The organism is Aureispira sp. CCB-E, assembly GCF_031326345.1.
In the GTDB taxonomy this organism is placed as follows: Bacteria; Bacteroidota; Bacteroidia; order Chitinophagales; family Saprospiraceae; genus Aureispira.
This window is the reverse complement of the sequence record NZ_CP133671.1, coordinates 7209419-7232077: the sequence shown is the minus strand read 5'-3', so window position 1 is coordinate 7232077 and position 22659 is coordinate 7209419. Positions and strand designations below refer to the sequence as shown.

Annotated in this window: 13 protein-coding genes and 2 tRNA genes; 9 read left to right on the top strand and 6 right to left on the bottom strand. The window is 34.5% G+C overall.

Going from position 1 to position 22659, the window contains the following annotated elements; genetic code table 11:
* Nucleotides 1–212: 212 nt before the first annotated feature.
* The 3 genes from QP953_RS27890 to QP953_RS27880 are packed head-to-tail and all read left to right on the top strand — an operon-like array spanning nt 213 to nt 7047.
* Complete coding sequence (locus QP953_RS27890; RefSeq protein ID WP_309553579.1) at nt 213–3260, top strand: histidine kinase; 3048 nt, start codon at nt 213–215, stop codon at nt 3258–3260.
* Nucleotides 3257–6283, top strand: coding sequence for a histidine kinase (locus QP953_RS27885; protein WP_309553578.1), 3027 nt, complete (start codon nt 3257–3259; stop codon nt 6281–6283). Before QP953_RS27890 ends, QP953_RS27885 begins: the two co-directional genes overlap by 4 nt.
* Before the next feature lie 11 nt (nt 6284–6294).
* The gene (locus QP953_RS27880; RefSeq protein ID WP_052596972.1) at nt 6295–7047 is read left to right on the top strand and encodes a LytTR family DNA-binding domain-containing protein; all 753 of its coding nucleotides are present in this window, start codon (nt 6295–6297) and stop codon (nt 7045–7047) included.
* Nucleotides 7048–7202: 155 nt separating this feature from the next.
* Here the strand turns inward: QP953_RS27880 and QP953_RS27875 are convergent, their stop codons facing one another.
* Nucleotides 7203–8096, bottom strand: coding sequence for a hypothetical protein (locus QP953_RS27875; protein WP_052596973.1), 894 nt, complete (start codon nt 8094–8096; stop codon nt 7203–7205).
* Between the two features lie 629 nt (nt 8097–8725).
* Here QP953_RS27875 and QP953_RS27870 point away from each other — a divergent pair.
* The 5 genes from QP953_RS27870 to QP953_RS27850 all read left to right on the top strand — a co-directional run bounded on the left by QP953_RS27870 (nt 8726) and on the right by QP953_RS27850 (nt 15231).
* Nucleotides 8726–9349, top strand: coding sequence for a DUF4920 domain-containing protein (locus tag QP953_RS27870; protein WP_309553577.1), 624 nt, complete (start codon nt 8726–8728; stop codon nt 9347–9349).
* Between the two features lie 277 nt (nt 9350–9626).
* Nucleotides 9627–9699, top strand: a tRNA-Lys gene (locus QP953_RS27865).
* 49 nt (nt 9700–9748) lie between these two features.
* Nucleotides 9749–9821, top strand: a tRNA-Lys gene (locus QP953_RS27860).
* A 471-nt stretch (nt 9822–10292) separates the two neighbouring features.
* Nucleotides 10293–12134 carry a carboxypeptidase regulatory-like domain-containing protein gene (locus QP953_RS27855; RefSeq protein ID WP_052596977.1) on the top strand — a complete coding sequence of 614 codons (1842 nt, stop codon included), beginning with the start codon at nt 10293–10295 and terminating at the stop codon, nt 12132–12134.
* 487 nt (nt 12135–12621) lie between these two features.
* Nucleotides 12622–15231 (top strand): OmpA family protein, encoded by a 2610-nt coding sequence (locus QP953_RS27850; protein WP_309553576.1) that lies wholly within the window; start codon nt 12622–12624, stop codon nt 15229–15231.
* 63 nt (nt 15232–15294) lie between these two features.
* Here the strand turns inward: QP953_RS27850 and QP953_RS27845 are convergent, their stop codons facing one another.
* From QP953_RS27845 to QP953_RS27825, 5 genes are all read right to left on the bottom strand, one after another.
* Nucleotides 15295–16227 carry an OmpA family protein gene (locus tag QP953_RS27845; protein ID WP_309553575.1) on the bottom strand — a complete coding sequence of 311 codons (933 nt, stop codon included), beginning with the start codon at nt 16225–16227 and terminating at the stop codon, nt 15295–15297.
* Nucleotides 16228–16517: 290 nt separating this feature from the next.
* Entirely contained in the window at nt 16518–18536 is a 2019-nt protein-coding gene (gene uvrB / locus QP953_RS27840) for an excinuclease ABC subunit UvrB (protein ID WP_309553574.1), read from the bottom strand.
* 160 nt (nt 18537–18696) lie between these two features.
* Nucleotides 18697–19113: a hypothetical protein gene (locus QP953_RS27835; RefSeq protein WP_156039769.1), complete on the bottom strand. Its 417-nt coding sequence runs from the start codon at nt 19111–19113 to the stop codon at nt 18697–18699.
* A 232-nt stretch (nt 19114–19345) separates the two neighbouring features.
* The gene (locus QP953_RS27830) at nt 19346–20014 is read right to left on the bottom strand and encodes a phosphatidylserine decarboxylase family protein (RefSeq protein ID WP_309553573.1); all 669 of its coding nucleotides are present in this window, start codon (nt 20012–20014) and stop codon (nt 19346–19348) included.
* 224 nt (nt 20015–20238) lie between these two features.
* On the bottom strand, nt 20239–21324 hold the full coding sequence (locus tag QP953_RS27825) for a hypothetical protein (protein ID WP_309553572.1): 1086 nt from the start codon (nt 21322–21324) through the stop codon (nt 20239–20241).
* Between the two features lie 407 nt (nt 21325–21731).
* Between QP953_RS27825 and QP953_RS27820 the strand changes: the two genes are divergently transcribed.
* On the top strand, nt 21732–22604 hold the full coding sequence (locus QP953_RS27820) for an outer membrane beta-barrel protein (RefSeq protein ID WP_052596991.1): 873 nt from the start codon (nt 21732–21734) through the stop codon (nt 22602–22604).
* Nucleotides 22605–22659 lie beyond the last annotated feature (55 nt).

Sequence of the window (22659 nt, the reverse complement as noted above, 5' to 3'; positions counted from 1 at the left end):
GTCCATTCATTAGCTGAAATGGTCTATTCAGGGGGTATTTTGTATCGCTCATTAACTCGACTTGCAAAGTTGCATCTAGCTGATTATATTAGCTGTATATTTTATCGATTTTAGGTGCTCAAATTATGTAAATGATAATTTATTGGTCGTTGATAATGCGAATTTTGGTTGTTGTTTAATTTAAAACCTAAGATATATTTCGTTCAGAAATTATGAGGGTACGCTTGTTATTTAGTTTCTACTTACTAGTATGTTATATCTTGACGATTCAAGGACAGCACCCCTATGCCTGGAATTTAACCATAGAGGATGGATTACCTAGCTCAGAAGTATACGATTTGTACCAAGATACCAAGGGATATATATGGATAGGAACCGATAAAGGTCTGTGTAAGTATAATGGCAATAAATTTTTTTATTACCAAAATAAGGAGGAATTAAGCGAGGCGGTATCAGGGATACAAGAAGACTCAATGGGGAGAATTTGGGTGCAAAATTTTAAAGATCAAATTTTTTATGTAGAAAATGATAGCTTACACTATTTTGAAATACCTTCCAAAATTACAGTTAAAGATTTTTTAGTAGGGACTACTGGAGAAATTTGGGTTACGGATAAGAGACGGGATAGTCTGTATTGTTATAAACAAGATGGTCGATGGAAAAGTTGGCGCGTCTTTGCTGCCGATACTACGCTAGATAATGGGCGAAAAGGAATCGTAAGCATAATAGAAGGTGCTAATAATATTATTTATCTTACTTCAAGTTATGGTTTGTTTAAATGTGTGGATGATAAGGTGCATTTTATTACCAATAAAAACTTTGCAAGATCCTCTGCCAATAGTCGAAGTATTCTTCCTGTTTATTTATTTAAGGACAATGAAAATTCTTTGTTTTTTCTTCAGAGTGAGAAAGGCAATGCCTACCAAATCAGTCAGTTAATAGGCGAAGATCAGGTCGGAATTGTTTGGAACTCTTTTAGAAGCGATTTTTATGACGCTAGAAACCATACATTAAGAGTTGACAATGAGAATACAATTTGGCAACTTACTTTAGATGCAGGTTTAGGACCTATTTTTAATTCAAGTGCAACCAGCAAAACAGACTCTACTTTGTTGCTATTTCCAAATGAAGGTATTTCAGACTTTGTGATAGATCGAGAGGGAAATTACTGGATCAGTAGTTTATCTAGAGGGGTGCATATTATTCCTAGTTTACAAATATATCAGTATACAACTCAAAACTCTATACTTGAATATGATGGTGTTGGAAAAATTGAAAAAAAGGATGATGAAACAATATTTATTGAAACGGGAAAAGAAAAAATAGTATCGCTTAATGTAAAAGAGAATGTCATTGAAGATGAATTTAAGATACCTAAAGGAAGTTGCAATCAACTGTACTGGAGTCGAGGTATGTTGTTAGTCAATGGAAATATCTATCAAGAGATACATATACCATCTGCTATACCTAGTAAAAAATATGAATTTAAGCCTTTGGTCATCGCTATGCGAAATAGCTTTTTCTATAAAAAAAATAACATAGTTAACCTTACCTCAACTGGGAGTGCTATTAGTTCTTTTTCGCCCAATATAGGCTCTCAACAGCTTGATGAGAACTTATTTTCTTACATCAAGACACAGGAAGTAGTTAATTTTGATGTTATCAAATACAATAAGTTATTGACCAAATTATCTAGTTTTTGTGGTATCCCAGATGCTATAAATAATCGAATCTTAATTGCTAGAGACGACAGCTTAATGTGTTATCCTGAACGTAGTCACCCTTTTGCTATTTTGGATGTAGAGGGAAATGCTATTAGAGGGGTTTATATGGAAAGAGATCAGAAGAAAGATATTATCTGGGTATGTACCATTAATAGTGGAATTTATGGTTTGAATAAAGACTTAAAGATTAAGTATCATTTTTCTATCAGAGATAATTTGATTAGTAATAAAATTCAAAAATTAAAAATTGATGGAGAGCATTTATGGTTGCTATCTAATCAAGGCATTCAACGATTTACTCCTAAAAATAAAGAGAGCCGTATTTATACTGTTGCAGATGGCATTCCTACTCATGAAATTCAAGACATAGCTGTTGTGGGAGACCGTGTGTGGTTGAGCACAGCTAAAGGTCTAGTCTCTTTTGATAAAAAACTACCGAGTCAAAATCTAGTTTCTCCCTCCATTTATCTCAAACGGATTGCTATTCATGATAAAGATACTGCTTTAGCGTCTCATTATCATTTGAATTACAAACAAAATAGTTTGACAATTTACTTAGAAGGAATCTCCTATAAAAGTAGGGGAAACTTTAAGTATACCTATCGAATGCTAGGGATTGATAGTAGCTGGATTTCTCAGCCTAGTACAATCAACGTGATGCGCTTTCCTCAATTGAATCCAGGTAATTATCTCTTCCAAGTAAAGGCAATCAATGAAGATGGAATCGCTAGTAATCGGACAATTGATGTGCAATTTGTGATCGATAAACCTTATTGGAAAATTTGGTGGGTGCAAGGGCTTTTTGGTTTGTCTATTGTACTTGTAATTGTGGCTATTGTGTTGGCTCGTTTCCGAAATAAGCAGCGGGAAGAACAGCAACAAAATAAGATGAATTTGCTTCAGATGCAGGCCTTGCAATCACAAATGAACCCTCATTTTATTTTTAATATTTTAACTGCTGTTCAGAATTTATGGCTTCAGCATAAAAATGAACTCGCAATGGATTTGCAGTCTAATTTTGCAAAATTATTGCGTAAGATTTTTCAATATTCAAGCAAGAAGGTTATTTCTATGGATCAAATTAAGGATTTTTTAGAAAATTACTTAAACCTTGAACAGATTCGTTTTGAGAATCAAGTGCAAATTGACTTCAAGATAGAAGAGGATTTGTTAGATGGCTATTTTATTCCTCCATTATTAATACAGCCTATAATAGAGAACAGCTTCAAGCATGGTCTATTTCACAAACCGACCGATAAACAGTTAAAAATATCCATTCAAAAAGAAGGAGCCTATGTTTACTGTTGTGTAGAAGACAATGGCATCGGTCGACCAGCAAAGACAGACATGGAAAATGTTAAACGTTCTTCTGGGTTAAAAACGACTCAAAAACGCTTGCTTATTCTCCAACAAGATGTCTTGAAGGTGCCTCATCCTTATAATAATTTGAAAATAACAGACTTAAAAACTGCAGATGGCAGTTCTAGAGGAACAAGAGTAGAGTTTTGGATTCCTTTTATTACATCTGATTTATGAGATACTTTCTTTGCATACTTATTACTTTTGCAAGCCTCTCTTTATTGGCACAACACCCTTATTCTTGGACGTTAACAACAGAAGATGGTTTGCCAAGTTTAGAGGTATATGATTTATATGAAGATAGTAAGGGGTATATATGGATAGGAACGGATAAAGGGCTATGTAAATATAATGGTGTAACTTTTTTTTATTATAAAAACAAAGACCAAAAAGGGGAAGCTTTGTCAGGAATACATGAAGATAAACAAGGCAGGATATGGGTACGTAATTTTAAGAAGCAGGTGTTTTATGTTGAAAATGATAGTTTGCATCGTTTGACAGAAATAGATGAATTAGAAATGGTTGATTTGACCGAATTTCTAGTTCAAAAAGATGGTGTAATTAACATCCTTGATAGGCTAGGAGGGATGTTATACCGATTTGAAAAAATAAAGAAAGGTTGGGAGGTTGAAAAGGTTAATTTGCTAACCTTGAGTCAAAAAGATGGATATTTTTTAGTTTACCAAATTGTTTTAGATGAAAAGAATGATTTGTATGTTTTAACAAGCAAAGGTATTTATCAATTAGAAGAAGATAGTTTGAGATTTGTAACGAACCAAAAACTACTTAAAGTTCCTTATAAAGGTAAATCCATTTTTACGGAAGGACAATTGCTTAATGTGGGCAATCATATATATATTATACAGCAAATCAAAGAAAATTACCCTGTTATTAATACATGGTCTGAGGCGACTAACATGATAACAACAAAATTTGCAAATCTTTTTCATTTAAAAGGGAAAAGAACGCTCTATATGCGGAATACTTTAGATGGTAATTATTGGGTATTAACTAGTGATGGAGGAGCTTTAAAGCTGTCTTCTAATCCTCTAGACAAACAGGTGCTCTTTCCCAAAGAAGGTATTTCTGATATATTAATGGATCGAGAAGGAAATTATTGGTTAAGTAGTCTAAAAAAAGGTATACATATTATTGCTAAACCTTCGTTAGAGTTGATTCCAGAAACCCAACTGAGTGTACTAGATTTAAGCCTAGGGGAGATGCTAAAAGGAAAAGACGATAATTTGCTAATAGGGACAGACCAAGGACGTATAATCTCTTGGAATTTTCTAACCAAGCAATTAGGACATTATTATGAAATTCCTAAAAGAAAGGTAGTTCAGTTGAGTTGGAAAAATGATATTTTGTCTATAGAGGGAGACGGTTATCAATGTTATTTTAACAAAGAGCAGAGTAGACCTTTTAAAATGCATGTTGATAGTCCGCAGCTTAAAAGAGTTATTATGTATAAAGATACTCTGAGAATAATAGCAATAGGAAAAGGCGGTTGCTGTATATACATGGAAGGTAATGCTGGAGTTCAACCAATTCCTAATAAGTATTTTGCTTATATTCCAACTACAATATTTAAACATGAAAAACTTCAAAAACTAGTTTATAGGAAATCAGTTGGAAATAAAATTTGTAACTGGGTAATAGGGGATGAGTTACACAATCGATTTATTGCAGCCTATACAGATACATTGATGTGTTATCCAGAGCAAGGGGAACAGTTTCCAATTCTAGACCAAGCAGGAAAAAGCATAAAAGGAACATTCTTAGAAAAAGGCAATAATAATTTAATTTGGATTTGTACTGTGGAGGAAGGTATTTATGCAATAGACGAAGATTTACAGGCTGTCTATCATTTTACAACTAAAGATGGATTAATCAATAATATGATTAAGAAATTAAGAGTGGCTAGAGATGGTACATTGTGGTTGTTGGGAAATGAAGGAGTGCAGTCGTTTCATCCAGAAACAAAAGAAAGTCATTTGTATACGCTTCAAGATGGATTGCCAACACATGAGATACGAGATATACTTTTATTAGATGAAAAAGTATGGTTAAGTACTGCTAAAGGCTTGGTGACTTTTGATCAGAATATGCCTAGTAAAAATAAGGTAGAACCATTAATTTATATAAAAGGGGTGGCGATTCATGATAAAGATACTACTGTTCAAGAGCAATATAATTTGACTTATAATCAAGATAACATTACGATTCAAGTGGAAGGATTAGCTTATCGGAGTAGAGGCGCTTTTCAATACAAATATAGAATGTTGGGAATTGATACTTTGTGGCGTTATCAAGAAGGACAAATAAATTTTATGCGTTTTCCGCAGTTACAACCAGGTGCTTATCAGTTTGAAGTTAAAGCAGTTAATGAGGATGGGATAGAGAGTGAAAAAATAGCAAGTATAGTATTTAATATAGCGCCTCCTTATTGGAAAACGTGGTGGTTCTTCTTGTTATTTATTTTTGGAATAGGTTTGATTCTCTTTAGTATTATTTGGAATTATTGGAGTCGACTAAAGCTAGAAAATCAGAATAGCAATTTGAAGATGGAGGCATTGCAGTCTCAAATGAATCCGCATTTTATATTTAATGTGTTGACAGCCGTACAAAATCTATGGATGCAACACAAGAATGAACTAGCAATGGATTTGCAGTCTAACTTTGCAAAGTTGCTGCGCAAGATTTTTCAATACTCAAGTAAGCGAGCTATTACGATTGAGCAAGTAGAAGAGTTTTTAGAAAACTATTTGAATTTGGAACAAATTCGCTTTGAAAATAAGGTAGACATTGATTTTAGAATAGAGGAGATACTGCTAGAAGATGACTACTATATTCCGCCTCTATTAATACAGCCAGTGATAGAGAATAGCTTCAAGCATGGTTTGTTCCACAAAAAGACGAATCGCCACCTAACTATTGTATTAAAAGAAGCATTTCCATACCTTTATTGTTGTGTAGAAGATAATGGGGTCGGTCGTAAATTGCCTTTAAAGAGAAAGAAAGAAAGACGATCTTCAGGCTTAAGTACTACTCGCGAGCGATTGCTTATTTTGCAACAAAATATTATCAAGAAACCGCACCCTCATCATAACTTAAAAATAACTGATTTGAAAAACCCTGATGGTAGCCCAAAAGGAACTAGGGTAGAACTTTGGATTCCTTTTATTACCTCTAAAAACTAAAATTATAAGAGATGCAGAAAATTAGAGCTATTATTATTGAAGATGAACCACAAGCACGAGAAATGCTAACAACACTGTTGGAAGATTATTGTCAAGATGTCCATATTATTGGTACTGCAAGCAATGTACAAGATGGTGTTGCTGCTATCAAAAAATTAGTACCTGATTTGATCTTTTTAGATATAGAAATGCCCAATGAAAAAGGACTGGAATTGTTTAAATATTTTCCGAAAGTAGATTTTGATGTTATTTTTACAACAGCATATGATCAATATGCTATCAATGCTTTGCGCTTGTCGGCTTTAGATTACTTGTTGAAACCCATTGACTTAAAGGATTTGAGAACCGCACTAAACGCTTTTAGAGAAAAGAAACATCAAACCTATATCAATCAAGCACTACGCTACCAATTTGCTGCTGAACAGCAGTCTTCTCAGTCCAAAAGAATTATTTTACCCAATGGAGAGGGCTATATATTTATTGATGTAGAGGATATTATGTACTGCCAAGCAGAAAAAAGTTATACTTCTTTTATAATGAAAGATGGCAACAAACATTGGGTTTCTAAAACAATAAAAGAATACTCTGATTTGTTGGAGGGATTTGGTTTTTTAAGGGTACATCGATCTTCTTTAATTAACCCTAAATTTGTAACAAAATTAATTAAGACACGCCCAAGTTCTGTTATAATGAAAGATGGCGAGAGTATTACTATCTCTAAAAATAGACGAGATGAATTACTAGAAGATTTGTTGAATATTTAAAGCTATATATAGTATTTTGTTTATTATTTTGATAATTACTTGGATATGGGGTTAAAGAGGTAAGGCATATTGATAACCAGTTTTAATAACTTGAATGAAGTTTTTCTGATGATCAATATGCTGTACTTTTATTAGATGGATAAGAAGCCAAATAGTTATCTCTTTTCTACAATAGGAATCCGTCGAAAATACTTCTTATTGTCTCTAAAGTAGAGATCAAAATTATTCTCCTCTTTAATATAATCTAATGTTATGTTGTTAAAATTGCGGGTAGAAAGGGTTACCTCTAGCTCTTTCCCATTTAATTTTTCTACTCGCATCAACGTATATATCAAATCTGTGTTGGATTCAATAGTGAGCCCTGTAGGAGGTTGTTTGTAATAATAAAAAATCTTATCGTTAATCCACTTATAATTGTACCCTGCATTAGGTTTGATAGCTGTTGGTGTTTTTGAAGCACTTTTGGGGACTTTTAGAAACCCAAACTCTCCTTTTTGTACAAAAAATTGGAGGGACAGGGAGTCATTAGAGTTTTTATCCTCCCACAAGCCATACAAACGAGCTGTTTGGCGTTCTTTGTTTAAATCTAAACGACGGTATCGAGCTTTTCTTTGTCCTATGTAGGGTTTGAAATTTGCTTTGTTTTTTACCAAAGAATCCAGTTTACTTTTTTCTATGTCAATATCGGATAAATGGACGAATAGTAAATCTTTAGAAATAGAATCTATTTGAAGAAATGTATAAGTGGGGGGATATAAGGCAGCTTGCATTTTATTTTCAGAAGGAAATTTAGCATAAGCAAGGATATTATCATCCACCCACTGATAATTGTAGAGCTTGTCTCTAGTCAATTCTAGTGGTGCTAATAATTTAGATTGAGGAATTTTTAAAAATGCGAGTAGCTTATTCTCAAAGATGAATTGATAAGAAGTACTATTATTAGAGGCATCATCTTCCCAACGTCCCAAAAGCTCTGTTTGATACGATTGAGTCATACCCGTATTGATATACAAAAAAAATAACCCGAACAAAATGGAAGTTTTCAACATGGTAGTGATTTATATGTATTAAAAATGTGCTTTTTTTTTCTTTTAGTAAAAAAGCAACGAACTGCTAAGTAGTTAATATAAGACCAATTTTTTTAACTGCCATTTTCCTGTATGTTTAATTGATAAAAAGTGAGCCGCTTTAGCAAAATAGAGGTAATTTAATGTTCGGTTTATTGAAGTATGCGTATTGAGAATAGTTTTATTCTAAATAAAGAGTTCGTTATGAAAATGCTATTTTATTTTATTTTTTTCTTGTTATCTTTACTCAATAGATGCTAAAAAATTGTTGATTTTTTGCTCACTTTCTTTATGCTTATGAAGTTTTGGTTACTTGATTATATTATCACAAAAAAGAAATGCATTGATTCAGCAAATAATAAATAGCAGAAGAGTATTCTACAATAGTTCGTTGGAAAACTTTATTAGTTTGATAATCAACAAGTTGTGAATTTGTTATATTTTTAGATAAAGTATTGATTGTCAAATTAATATAGATGTTGTTTTTTATCTTTTTGGTAAAAAAGTAAAAACTAAGCTTGCGCCCTCATGAGCGTAGCGAACTAATCAACGAACTACTAATTCTAATAATACTGATATAGATTTTTTAACAATTAATAAAACTGAAAATTATGTTACGCATATTGTATTTGGTCCTTTTGGCTTACACATTTGCTGCTTGTGGAGGAAATGAATCGTCAACTACAGCAGAAAACCATGAAGGACATGAGCACCACGATCACGATCATGCTGGTCACGATCATGACCACGACCACGACCATGCAGGGCATGACCACAACCATGACCACGATCAGCCAGAGGGTGATGGCATCCATTATGGTGCTGAAATTACACCTGAAGGAGGTGTGGCTTTGTCTGAAGTGTTGTCAAAGGTGAAAAATGAAGAAGGAGCTACAGAATTAGATTTGGGAGAAGGAAATACTGTAAAAGCAGTTGCTACAAAAGTAGAAGGTGAGGTGTCGGAAGTTTGTAAAAAAGCTGGATGTTGGTTGAAATTGGCTACAGAGGATGGTCAAGAAATTTTTATCACAACTAATCATGAGTTTTTCGTGCCTGTTGATATTGTAGGAAAAATAGTAGTTGTTGATGGACAAGCATACAAATCGGTAACGACAGTAGATGAGTTGCGTCACTATGCTGAAGACGAAGGTCAATCGGCAGAAGAAATTGCAAAAATTACAGAGCCAATTACAGAATATAAATTGTTGGCAAAAGGCTTGGTAATTAAGTCTTAGGAAATGTTAAAATACTAAGAAGCACTAACATGATGCGTGTTAGTGCTCTGTTTTTTGAGGATGGGAAAGTTAGATTGTAGGCATAGCTTCCAATTGTTTTTTTAGTAAAGTAGGTGCTATTTTTTTCTGTCAAAGAAAGATTCTTGGAATGGTTGGAGGAGGCTTGATAAAAGTAATTTTAGATTTTTTTTAAAATAAATCTGAAAAAATTTGCAACTTTTCAAATTATACGTATATTTGCAACCGCTTTAAGGGAATAACATTCAAGCAAAAGGTAGATTCTGTAGCTCAGTTGGTAGAGCATTTGACTTTTAATCAAAGGGTCCTGGGTTCGAATCCCAGCAGGATCACAACTTACTAAAAATAAATTTTTTGCTTGATATACGCTTAACGCAGGTAGATTCTGTAGCTCAGTTGGTAGAGCATTTGACTTTTAATCAAAGGGTCCTGGGTTCGAATCCCAGCAGGATCACACATTAGCTTCTTTTGAACTTCAAAAGAAGCTTTTTTTATGCCCCAAAAGAAGCAGGTTAGTTCTAAAAAACCGTTAGAAGAATATTAATAATTGGTTAAAAAACTGGGACTTAGAGCATTGTCAGAAGCCAAACTTTACTTCAAATTATTTCTTGTTTGAGGGGCAGTTTAGAAATAAAAACACAAGAGTTATATAACTTCGGTTGTTCTCAAAAACCTTGAAATTCTTTGTTTTAGCGCCTGTTTTTAGGGATAAATAAATATTTTACAGTCTAAACATCAATGAGAGAGGATTTTATTATCTTTAGATTGTTATTTCAGAATAAAACAAACTATCTTTGTCAAACTTGAACAAATCTTGTTGATTTAAGGTATAATACTTGCTCATTCCTAGTTAGTTTTGTATTCTTATTGCAAAACTATCTTTTATATAATTTTCAAACAACCAATAACAATAAAGCCAATATCGATGAAATTACATTCACATATTGTCATGCTTTTGATACTTTGTATGTCAGTTGCTCAGTTATCTGCCCAATCAGCAGATGCACTGATCAATAAGGCAAATAAAAAATACAAAGATTTAGAGTTTCAAGAAGCTATTGAACTCTATGAACAAGCATTAAAAAAAGAAACCAAACCCGCTGCGCTCTTTGCTCTTCCTGACTGTTATCGAAAAGTAGGGAACCACCTCAAAGCTGGGCAATGGTACGCAAAAGCTGCTGAACACCCCGAAGCACCTTCTGAAATTTTCTATTACTATGGATTGTCTTTGATGTCTAATGATAAGTTTGAAGAAGCTGAAGCCCAATTTGCAAAATTTAGAGAAAAAGAAAGTGCTCAGTTAAGAGGGCATAATATGATGATCGCTGTTAAACCAGAGGTACATAAAGATTTGCTAAATGCAGGAGCTTTGTATGATGTAGAAGTAGTGCCAAATTTGAATACTCCTTATGATGATTTTGGGGCTGTTTTTTATGATGATGGTGTTGTCTTCAGTTCGGATCGCGATACTACTAAGGTGACGAGTCACAGAGGTTCTTGGTTGTACAAGCCTTACATTCAATCGTATTACATCGATGCTTTTATGAAAGATAAGGATACCAAAGAGTTTGAATATGGTAAACCAAGGCTTTTTAGCTCAGACGTGAATATGAATTACCATGATGGTCCTGTGCGATTTGATGGTCTTCAACAAACAGCCTACTTTACAGTTTACGGCACCAATGATAAAAAATCAAATCGTAGAGCAAATGTCCTAAACACTCAAATTGCATCTAGCAAACGTGTTGGAGAACAGTGGACCAAACCCAATCAAAAACTAAAACTAAACAGTAGAGAATATTCTGTTGCACATCCAACTGTAACTCCTGATGGAGATAAAATGTTTTTTGCTTCTGATATTCCTGGTGGGTTTGGAGGCTTTGATATTTATGTAAGTTACAACGAAGCGGGAGAGTGGTCTAAGCCTATTAATTTGGGACCAGAGATTAATACAGAAGGAGATGAGGTATATCCATTTTGGGGACTAGATGAAAATCTATACTTCTCTTCAGATGGACAAGCAGGATTGGGAGGCTTCGATATTTACTACTCTAATTCTACTGCTGGTAGATGGGCTCCTGTAACCAATTTGGGAGCGCCATTGAACTCTGAAAAAGATGAAATTTCTTATATCATGGATTCTACAGGAACGTATGGTTACTTTTCATCGAATAGAGTAGCGAAACGAAATATGGATATCTATTATTTTAAGCGGGTTGCCTTGGAGTCTCAAATCTTGGTGTTTGATAAAGCAACAGGTCAAGGGGTAGCTGGTGTTGAAGTAACTAGCGAATGCTTGCCTAAAAACCAAAAATGGGTCACGAATATAGATGGTCGCATTTATGCACCACTACCTTTGGAACGCAATTGTAAATTAATGTTGACTTCAGAGTTGTTTACAGATACGGAAAAAGATGTTTCAACAGTAGGTTATGTTCCTGGTTCAGAATTGTTTATTAATGTTCCGTTGCAATTAAAAGAAGCCGAGTTTATCGTAGAAGGAACGGTAAAAAGTGCTGCTACCAATGAACCAATTATTGATGCTACTGTCACTTTGATTAATGGTTGTGGAGAGGAACAAGTGAATATTCCAGTTTCTCATGAAGGAAAGTACTCTATGAAATTGTCTAAAAATTGTTCCTATGTCTTGAAAGTAGAACGAGAAGGATATTTTACCAATACACAGACATTTTCTACCAAAGGCTTGCGTTTGTCAAAAACATTTACAAAAAATATAGCCATGCCAAAATCTGCTGGTTCTTTTTAAGAATTAAGCTTTACGAATATAAAATGCAAAGTCATCCCGAATTTGTTTCGAGGATGGCTTTTGTATTCAATATAAATTATTGAGTTACACTGATAGAATAGACCGCTTAGACTTTATTGATCCATTTAGATAAAGGTAAAAAATGCAAGTTGTCGAAAGCTTGTCTGCTATTGTTGAAGATTTAAGTTGATGTTGTGATGTGTAATAGATGAGACGCACAAAGGAACTGGCTTAATGTACAGGCAGAAAATTTAGCCAAGTCGATTAATTGTTGTTTTAGATTTATATTACTTCATGAGAAAATTAGAAAGGGGGATTACTATTTTTATCGCCAAAGTAGTATAGGTTATTTTTTGTAAAAGAAAACGAAATTCGTATCCTCATAAACACAGAAAATATCATGCAGTAATAGCATAGGCAGCTAAGCCATTTCAAAAAAATACCACGCAATAGCAATTTACTAAATACTCAAACAGTTATAGTTATAATGTTAAAAAAACGTCTCATTTCTCACAATCCTATGATGAATTACCAATCTTTTTTGATTTTCTTTTTTGTCCTTACAAGTATATTTGCTCAAGCACAAAATAATGAATTGGCGCAGGCCAATACCCTTTTTAAAGCATTTCTATTCAAGGAAGCAATTCCTTTGTATGAAACCGCCTTAGAAAAAGACCCTTATTTGGGGGATGCCATGGTGAATTTAGCAAAATGTTATTATTACACTAATAACGCAACGAAAGCAGAGACTTGGTATGCTAGAATATTGCGATATGATGGTTACAAACAATATGCTTTTGATTATGGGCAGGTGTTAAAAATGAACGGAAAATATGCGGAAGCAAAACGTTGGTTCAATACCTCAACCAAGGATGATCATACGCGTGGTATGCATTATGCAAAATCATGTGATTTTGCCACAGGAACAACTCTATTAAGTAATATATACAAAGTAAAAGCACTACCAAAATTGAATTCAAAAAGCGCGGACTTTGCTCCTACTTTATATGATTCCGACTTGATTTTTAGTTCTTCTCGATCGGTAGCGGTAGAAAAACAAGGGCAAGTAGCTTGGACTAATGATGCATTTAACCAACATTATATGGCAGAAAAAGATGCGCAAGGTTTTATTAGTACAGGAAAAGCCCTGCGTTCTTTTATTGGGAATGATATTAATGATGCCCCAATGAGTTACCTTCCTTCTGTTGACATGGTAGCCATTACATCGAATAACTTCATGGATGGTATTCGTCATATTAATGGAAGTGGATTGATGATGGACATTTATTTGTACAATAGCAAATCAAAAAAAGAATGGGATCATAATAGTGAGCAATTTTTTCCCTTTAATGCTAATGTAGATACCAAAACGCCTTTTTCTACGGGGCATCCTTGCTTGAGAGATAATGGAACAACTCTTTATTTTTGTTCTAATAAGGCAGGTGGTTATGGAGGATATGATATTTACGTCAGTCGTCGCACGGCAACTGGTTGGAGTATGCCAGAGAACTTAGGACATCCGATTAACACACCAGGAAATGAAATGAGTCCTTTTGTAGATGATAATGGTCGTTTGTACTTTTCTTCGGATTGGCATTTGGGTTATGGTGGTATGGATGTATTTACAGCAAATCGCTATGCTTATGGATGGGGAAATGTCGAAAATATGGGGAATCAAGTAAATTCTCCAAGTGATGATATGTACTTTGTTTTTGATACAGAGAGAAAGATAGGATACTTATCTTCTAATCGACCTGGTGGAAGAGGAAATGAAGATATTTATCAAGTAATACAGACACAAGATTTGCCTAGGCGCCAATCATTAGCGCTGAATATTGGGGATAAATTTGTTTTGGATGATCGTTATTTTAGACCAGGAGATGGTACCATTCAAAACACAAGTAGTCAGCAACTTTTTGATATCTTGCAACGGTTGATCGACAATCCAACGGCTGTAATTCAGATTAATGGGTACACAGATGCGGCAGGAACAGCTAGTAATAATTTGACACTTTCAAAAGATCGAGCCAATTCACTCCTGCGATTTTTTACATCTAAAGGAATTGATGCCAAGCGTATTAGAAGTACAGGCTATGGAGAGAGTTTTTTAGTCAATCGTTGTAGTGATGACGTGCCTTGTTCTGCTGAAGAGCGAGCTGCTAACCGACGTATTGAAATTTTTGTTGTAGGTATTGTGGATGTAAATGGCGTTGTTAGTATTTCTTACGATGCAGCACCTGCTCCGAATGCTGAAAAAATTGTTGAAGATGCTGTAACACGTGCCGTAGCAAGCAAAAAGGCAGTATCACGTTCTTCTTCTTCTAGCCGTTCTTCTAAGCCTCAACGAAAAGCACACTACGCTATTGGGGATGTTATAGAAGTGGCTAGTGTCTTTTATGAGTTGAGCAAGTCAAAAATTGATGAGCGCAAATCTCCAGGATTAAAGCAATTGTTAGAGATTCTGAAAGAACATGAGCATGTAGTAATTGAGATCGGTGCGCATACGGATGCATCTGGTTCTTCCAAGTACAACCAAGAATTATCAGAAAAGAGAGCCAAAGAAGTGAAAAAGTATCTAGAGAAAAAAGGAATTGCTTCTTCTAGATTGGTTGCCAAAGGATATGGAGAATCAAAATTATTAAATAAGTGCAAAGATGGTGTCAAGTGCTCAGATAGCGAACATGCCCAAAATCGACGAACAGAATTTAAAGTAATTGGTCAAAAAGGGTTTGCAGTGGGCGATATTATTAAAGTAGATAATATCAATTATGAACTCAATAAGGATAAGTTAGATATGAAAGATTCTAGAGGTCTAACAGAAATTATAGAGTTGCTTAAAAATAATAAAATTAGTGTTGAAATTAGATCGCACACCGATTCTAGAGGTTCTTCTAAATACAATCAAGAATTATCAGAAAAGAGAGCTAAGGCAGTTTACAATTATTTGGTAAAAAATGGGATTAGCAAATATCGTTTGAAATATAAAGGATACGGAGAGTCCAAATTGCTAAATAAATGCAAAGATGGAGTACGGTGTTCAGATAGTGACCATGCAAAAAATCGACGGACTGATTTTAAAGTAATCGGTTTGCGTTAGGAATTCTTTATCAAAGTGTGGATAGAGCGTTGAAGGTTTACTCAGGAACCCTCAACGCTTTTTTTATTTTTGTACTTTTTCTGGTACTCGAATTTGATCCACGACATTTAAGATTTTTCCAGACTGGTCTAATATCTTAAATTCGACACGTCTATTCAGTTGGCGACCTAAGGTGGTGTCCTCCCCGTTTGGAAGCTGATTTAATGCTATTGGGCTAGATTCGCCAAAAGGTTTTTTTATAATTTTGGTTCTTTTTACACCTCGTTTTGCCAAATATTCTTGTGTCGAAACAGCACGACGCATCGACAATGCATTGTTGTATGTTTTGGTGCCGCGAGCATCTGTGTGTGCTAAAATTTCTACTTGATAGGTTGGATTTTTTTCCATTAATTTGATCAAACGATTCAACTCTATTTTAGCATCTTCTCGAATATATGATTTGTCAAAATCAAAGAAGATACAATGGAATTTTTCAGGAGAGTTGGAAGAGCTAGAAGAAGGATATGGAAATAATATATTTTGATTTGTAGCTCTTTCTATATCATTCGTAGCATTATAAGACGCAGGAGTATTATAGGGGCTTTTACGGTTAGGAGCGAAGCCTAGATTACTCTTATTGTTATGGCTAGGAGTATTGCTTTCTAAAGGATTGAAGGGACGAATTTTCTTGCCCGTCTTTTGAGGAGGATTATATTGGCAAAGAGCATCACAGTCTTTTTTTAGTTGAACAAAATCGATGATACGAGCATTGATAAATCCTGCAGCTTTGACTTCCTTTTTCTTGGTTTCAGCGGTTTCCAAGGTAGGCACATATATGTAATAACGGTAAATATAATTGACATCTAAGGTTTCGTAAACCTCTTCGATCTCCCCAAAATAACCATTGGGGACAGGTTCTGCAAAAGCGGCAACTTCTACAGCAAAAGGCATTTTACTTTGTGCGTTAATGGTTGCAACAATTAGAAAAAAATAAAAAGTGTAGATAAATCTATACATAGAAGACTTCATTTTAGTGTATTATAAGAAAGGGGCAAAACAAGATAATGAAATCTATTCTATCTATTGCAACTAATGATAAGCTAATTTTTATGAAAGTAATTAAAAATTTGGCGTCTTATACTAGTATTTCGTGAATTAGCTTGCTATGCTCATGAAATTGTAAGTACAATTGCTTCTTTTTCATAAAAAACAAAAAAAAATCTTTCTAGCAACTTCTTTTGATGATCAAAAAAGAAGTTGTTTGAAATTGCATCTTTTTTAACAACTTCAATAAAGCAGTGCTGTGCCTAACCAAATTTTTCTTCGTACAGTTTTTTGAGTGCTAGCATATCATCTCTATGTTCTGCTGCGGTTAAGAAATCCATATCTTTGGAGGCGCTTTGCATTTTTTTCTTAGCCTGTTCGATTGCTTTTTGTAGTTGGTCAGGTCCCATGTATTGTACGACAGGATCCGCAGCAATATTATTAGCAGTATCGTCCGCATCCAAGTAACTCTTTGTTCCGCCAACTACTGTCTGTTGCAAGATTTCTTCTTTAGATTTTTTAATTGTTGTTGGTGTAATACCATGCTTTTCATTGTAAGCAATCTGCAACGAACGTCTACGAGCAGTTTCGTCAATAGTAGCCTTCATAGATCGTGTAATTTTATCAGCATACATAATAACACGACCATTTGAATTACGAGCTGCACGCCCAGCAGTTTGTGTCAATGATTTTTCATTTCTCAAAAAACCTTCTTTGTCAGCATCCAAAATGGCTACTAAAGCAACTTCAGGTAAATCCAGTCCCTCTCTTAATAAGTTAATTCCAATCAAAACATCAAACACCCCCAAACGTAGGTCTCTCAATATTTCAACTCGTTCCAAGGTATCTATTTCGGAGTGAATATAGCGACATTTAATGTTTAGCCTAGTCAAATATTTAGAAAGTTCTTCAGAGCTTCGTTTGGTAATAGTCGTTACTAAAACTCGTTGATCTTGCTGAATGCAGTTGTCGATTTCTTCCAACAGGTCATCTATTTGATTAATACTTGGGCGCACATCAATAGGAGGGTCAAGCAGTCCAGTTGGACGAATAATTTGCTCAACAACCGTTCCATCTGTTTGTTGCAATTCATAATCTGAAGGCGTTGCACTAACAAAGAGGATTTGGTTGATTTGATCCTCAAACTCATTGAAACTTAGCGGACGGTTGTCATAGGCAGAAGGCAAACGGAAACCGTGGTCAACCAAGGTCGTTGTTCTTGCTCTATCTCCGCCATACATTGCTCGGAACTGTGGCAAGGTAACATGACTTTCATCAATAATCATGAGATAATCATCAGGAAAATAGTCTAAGAGGCAAAAGGGGCGAGCGCCAGGCTTTCTACCATCAAAAAATCTAGAATAATTTTCAATGCCCGAACAATAGCCTAATTGACGCATCATTTCAAGATCTAGAGTGACCCGTTCTTGAATCCGCTGACTTTCTTCGTATTTGTGTTCGTCGTTAAAATATTCAATTTGCTCATGCAGTTCGTCCTCTATATCTCGAATGATTTCTTTCATCCGATCTTTTTGCGCGACATATAAATTGGCGGGGAAGATAGCAATCGTATCCAGTGTTTCAATGCTCTTGCCTGATTCCAGTTCAATTCGTTCTATTTCTTCTATTTCATCGCCCCAAAAGGTAACTCTAAAACCATCTTCTGTATAAGGAAGGTTGATGTCAACAGAATCTCCACGAACTCTAAACGTTCCTCTAGTAAATTCTATTTCTGTTCTGGAATAGAGACTATCTACCAGCATATACAAAAACTTATTACGACTTAAAACTTGTCCAGTTTGTAGGCGAATAACACTATCTTTATAATCCTCTGGATTGCCCAAACCATAAATACAGGAAACCGAAGCAACGACGATAATATCACGACGTCCAGACAGCAGTTGAGCACTCGTTCTTAGGCGAAGTTTGTCAATTTCTTCGTTAATAGCTAAATCTTTCTCTATGTAAGTATTGGTTGCAACAACATAAGCCTCTGGTTGATAATAATCATAATAAGAGACAAAATACTCGACCGCATTGTTCGGGAAAAATTGTTTGAATTCCCCATACAATTGAGCCGTTAGTGTTTTGTTGTGAGACAAGATAATGGTAGGGCGTTGCGTTTGCTGAATTACATTCGCCATGGTAAATGTCTTACCAGAGCCCGTAACCCCTAAAAGGCATTGTGCTTTTTCATTGGCGTTGATTCCTTTTACGATTTGGTCAATAGCTTGAGGTTGGTCACCAGTAGGTTTAAATGGAGAATGCAGTTCAAATTTCATAAGAATTTTTTACGTAAAAATAAAAAATGCCTTCCAAACTAGAAAGGCATTTTTTAAAATATTTTATTGAGATTATTAACAATCGCCGTCAACTAGTTTTTTGTAAGTTTTTTAGAATAATCTCTTACAGATAACTTCTAGGGCTATTGAATTAATATTCTTACTCAGCACTTTTAGCAGCAACAGCGGTTGCTTTAGCTGAAGGAGTTACACTAGCACTAGTTGCAGTCGTTGTTTTTGACTTCGTACAAGTTTTTCCAGCTTTAGACTTGCAACAAGATTTTTTAGTTGTTGCAGATGTTCCGCTTACAGCAGTTGCTTTTGCTCCAGCAGCAGCAGATTTAGAACAAGCTTTTCCGCCAGCTTTAGATTTGCAACAAGCTTTTGTTGTAGTGGCAGTACTAACAGTAGCAGCAGTTGCTGATTTAGATTTTGTACAAGCAGTTTTAGATTTTGTACAAGTTTTTGTCGCAGTTGTATTAGCTGCAGCCTTTGCCGCAGATTTAGGGCAACCTTGAGCATAAGAAGTTCCTACAGCAACAAACGAGAACATTACAAGCAATAATAGATTTTTCATAATAATAGTCATATTTAAGTTTGAATAGTTTTTTTCGATATTATACTTACACAATTTAAGGCTTTTCCAAAATTAAACCAATTTTTAAAAAAACTTAACAAAACAATAAGAGATAAGTAAATGTAGTTGGAATTTAACAATTTGTTTTTGAAAAAGTTTTGAATATCAATTATCTAAGCTAAATAAAGGAGCTTTTATTAAATAAAAAAAACTACTATTTGTAACTACTCATCTATTTTAAATGACCAATTACAGACAAATTACCTTCAACCATATCGTCGATATTGACGTTAATTTCGGTTCCAAGTGGTAAAAATAAGTCGACTCTAGAACCCAGTTTTATGAACCCCATGTCTTCGCCTTGCTTAACTTGGTCACCAGCTTTTAGGTAGTTGACAATACGACGAGCTAAAAAACCAGCAATTTGGCGCATAACCAAACGCTGTCCATTGGGTAATTCATAGGCAATGGTGGTGCGTTCATTTTCTGTTGATGCCTTGGGATTCCACGCCATTAGAAACTTACCAGGATGGTATTTGCTATATTTTACCAAACCACTAATTGGATTTCTGTTGACATGAACATTTAATGGAGACATAAAAATAGATACTTGAATGCATTTTTCGTGCAAGAATTCGTCTTCTGTAGTTTCTTCAATTACGACAATTTTACCATCAGCAGGAGCGTAGATGACATTATTATCTAGCTTTGCAATTTTGCGAACAGGATTTCTGAAAAATTGCAAAATGAAGATAATTAAATCAATAGCAACAACAGTTAATACTATTTGTAGCCAAAATAAAGAACTGGGTAGCAATAACCAAGACGCTGCTATGATCCCTATTGCAACTAACCCAACTAGTGTAATGGAAGCCTTACCTTCCTTATGAAAACGAAGCATAAATTTTATTTTAAAAAGTCTAGATAGTTTTTGTTTGAGTTCTCTGAAAAAAGAACATTAAGATAATTATAATTAGTAGTTCGTTGATTTTTTACCAAAAAGATAAAAAAGTACATTTATATTAGTTAGCTGCGCTGCTACTTCGTGGTTTCAACGAACTATTGGATAATCAATTAGAGGCGCAAATATACAGTTTATTTTTTAGGACAAGCAGCAAAGTAAAATTATTCCTTTGGGGGTTTGTAATTGGTCAAGAATTTTTGAGGCTCATTTTCTTTTAAAATGGTTTGCATAATTTCTTGATCTAATTCTCTAGCAGATAAATTAGGTTTTGCACTTTTTAGCCGACCTCTAAGTTGGCGTTCATAGGATAAAATCATACGATAGCCCAACCAAGAACCACTGTTACCTGGAAGATCAAATTGAGGCTTAAATGGACCTTTGGTAACATATTTGTTGATTTTTTTTGTTTCGCTAGAGTACATTAATTCTTCGCTTGTAATATGCTCATACAAGGTGTATTCTCCTCTTTTACAATGACTCATTTGGCGACTAGAGAATCCAAATAATAAACTATCTTCGACAGTTGGTAAAAACAAATCGGTCAAATACATTACTTTGCCATTGTACAACATCAAATCAATTAAATGGTTGCCTTTGGGCTTTGTTATTTGAGCCACTAAGTTTTGCGCAATAGCATCTGCCGCTTTGGGAACTAAATGTTCTTTGGTACAGGTGCGTTGATCATAAGCAGGTATTTTTAGGAAGGTATACGGAGGATAACCTTTTCCTAAAGCCATATCTAATGGAAGTCCAACAAAACCTTCCTCAACAATTGCCAAACGATCACCATGATATTCTGACAAATAAGTAAATGCCTTGGTTAGTGGCACATTATCAGGAAAATAGTATTGATAATAAGTTGCTAATTGATTAAGTTGTTCTTGAATTTGGGGCATTTTGCCAAATACTTGCTGAACCGTGTCATAAGTATATCGAGCATCTGGATAACTGAGATAACCTAAGACCTGTTTGCGAACAGTAGAAGAGTCTCTTACTCCCAAGACAGAACTTAAGTAGCCACCTGTAAATTCAGGATATTTGTCTTCTAGTTCCTTCAATGCTACTTCTAGATTTGCAGTATCCAAATTAAAGAATGCTTGTTCAAAACGAATCAGCTCAACAGAGGCGTTGATGCCTTTGGTTTCAGGGATATATCTTGTTTCTACAATTGTTGATTCACAAGAAATTAAAAGGACACTTCCTAAAAGGAACCAAAAAAAAGCGTTAATTATTTTGGGTGTTTGCATATTGTTTATGATTTTGCTTAATATTTTAGAATTCATAGAATAGATAAAACTTGAAATGTCTACAATTTATAAACTAGGCAATAGTCTATTTAACTGGTGATACCACGATGTGGAGTTATCAATATAAATTTTAGTTGTTTTTTCGAAAATAAGATGCTTTTGTTTTATGTCGTTGATTATTAGTTAAATGTAGTTTGAAATAGTTGTGATTTATAACAACTGATGTTTAGTTTTCTATGAATGATTGAAAACAAGATGATTATTGATTTGTTTTACCAACATGGGTCGGTGAATCAATATTAAACTAAGTGAACATACAAATACAATCTCATTAAAAAACCAGTGGAATTATTTCAAAGTTATTTGTTCCTATTTAACTTTTTTAATTTTACTATAAAAGAAATTCTATGTTAAAAAAAATTGCCTTTCTAACGATATTTTTAGCGCAAGTAGTATATGCGCAAGCTCAAGGAATTAAATTTGGGGTGCATGTTGACCCTTTTATTTCATTTCTAGATAGTGATTACTCAAAAATCAAGAGCAGTGGTGTGAATGGAGGTACAGCATTGGGGGTAGAAATGGAATATGGTTTTGATGCCACTGGAAATTATGCTCTAACTTTTGGAGTTGACTTTAGTTTGAACAATGGTGGTTCTTTGTTGTATGAATATGGTGGCATTCTATTACCCAATTCTCAATTTGATAACAAAAGCTCGTTTAGAAACTATGTTGGTGAACAGCCCAGTACTTCTTCGGGAATAGATATGCAGGCGTTTACTAAAATCAATCATAGAGTAAATTACATCGAAATTCCAATTGGATTAAAATTAAGAACCAATGAATTAGGTGGAAGTTACATGCGTGCTTTTTTCCATATTCCTTTGATTAAGGTAATGATTCCTGTTACTGCTGGAGCAAAAATCTTTTCTCCCGATGCAAGTGCAGCAGGATTTTATGACGATAATGATTCTACCAAATACGGTGTTCCTCAAAGTACAGAGTCTATTACAGAGCGTAATGTATGGAAAGATGTCACACCAATACAAATTAGTGTAGGAGCAGGTGCTGGAGTAGAGTTTACTCCAAATGCAGACGGAGGTTTACGTTTGTATGCGGGAATCTATTATCATTCAGGATTAATTGATGTTACAGGTGGATTTTCTGGAAAGACAACCTATTCTTCAGCGAATAACGTTAATAACTTACCTGTTGATAGACAAGATAGAAATCCTCGAAATGCCATGCACAATATTGCACTGCGTATAGGGGTTATTTTCTAGATGCGTATAGACATAACATCTATAACAAGGGCAGTTTTTTTGGAAAACTGCCCTT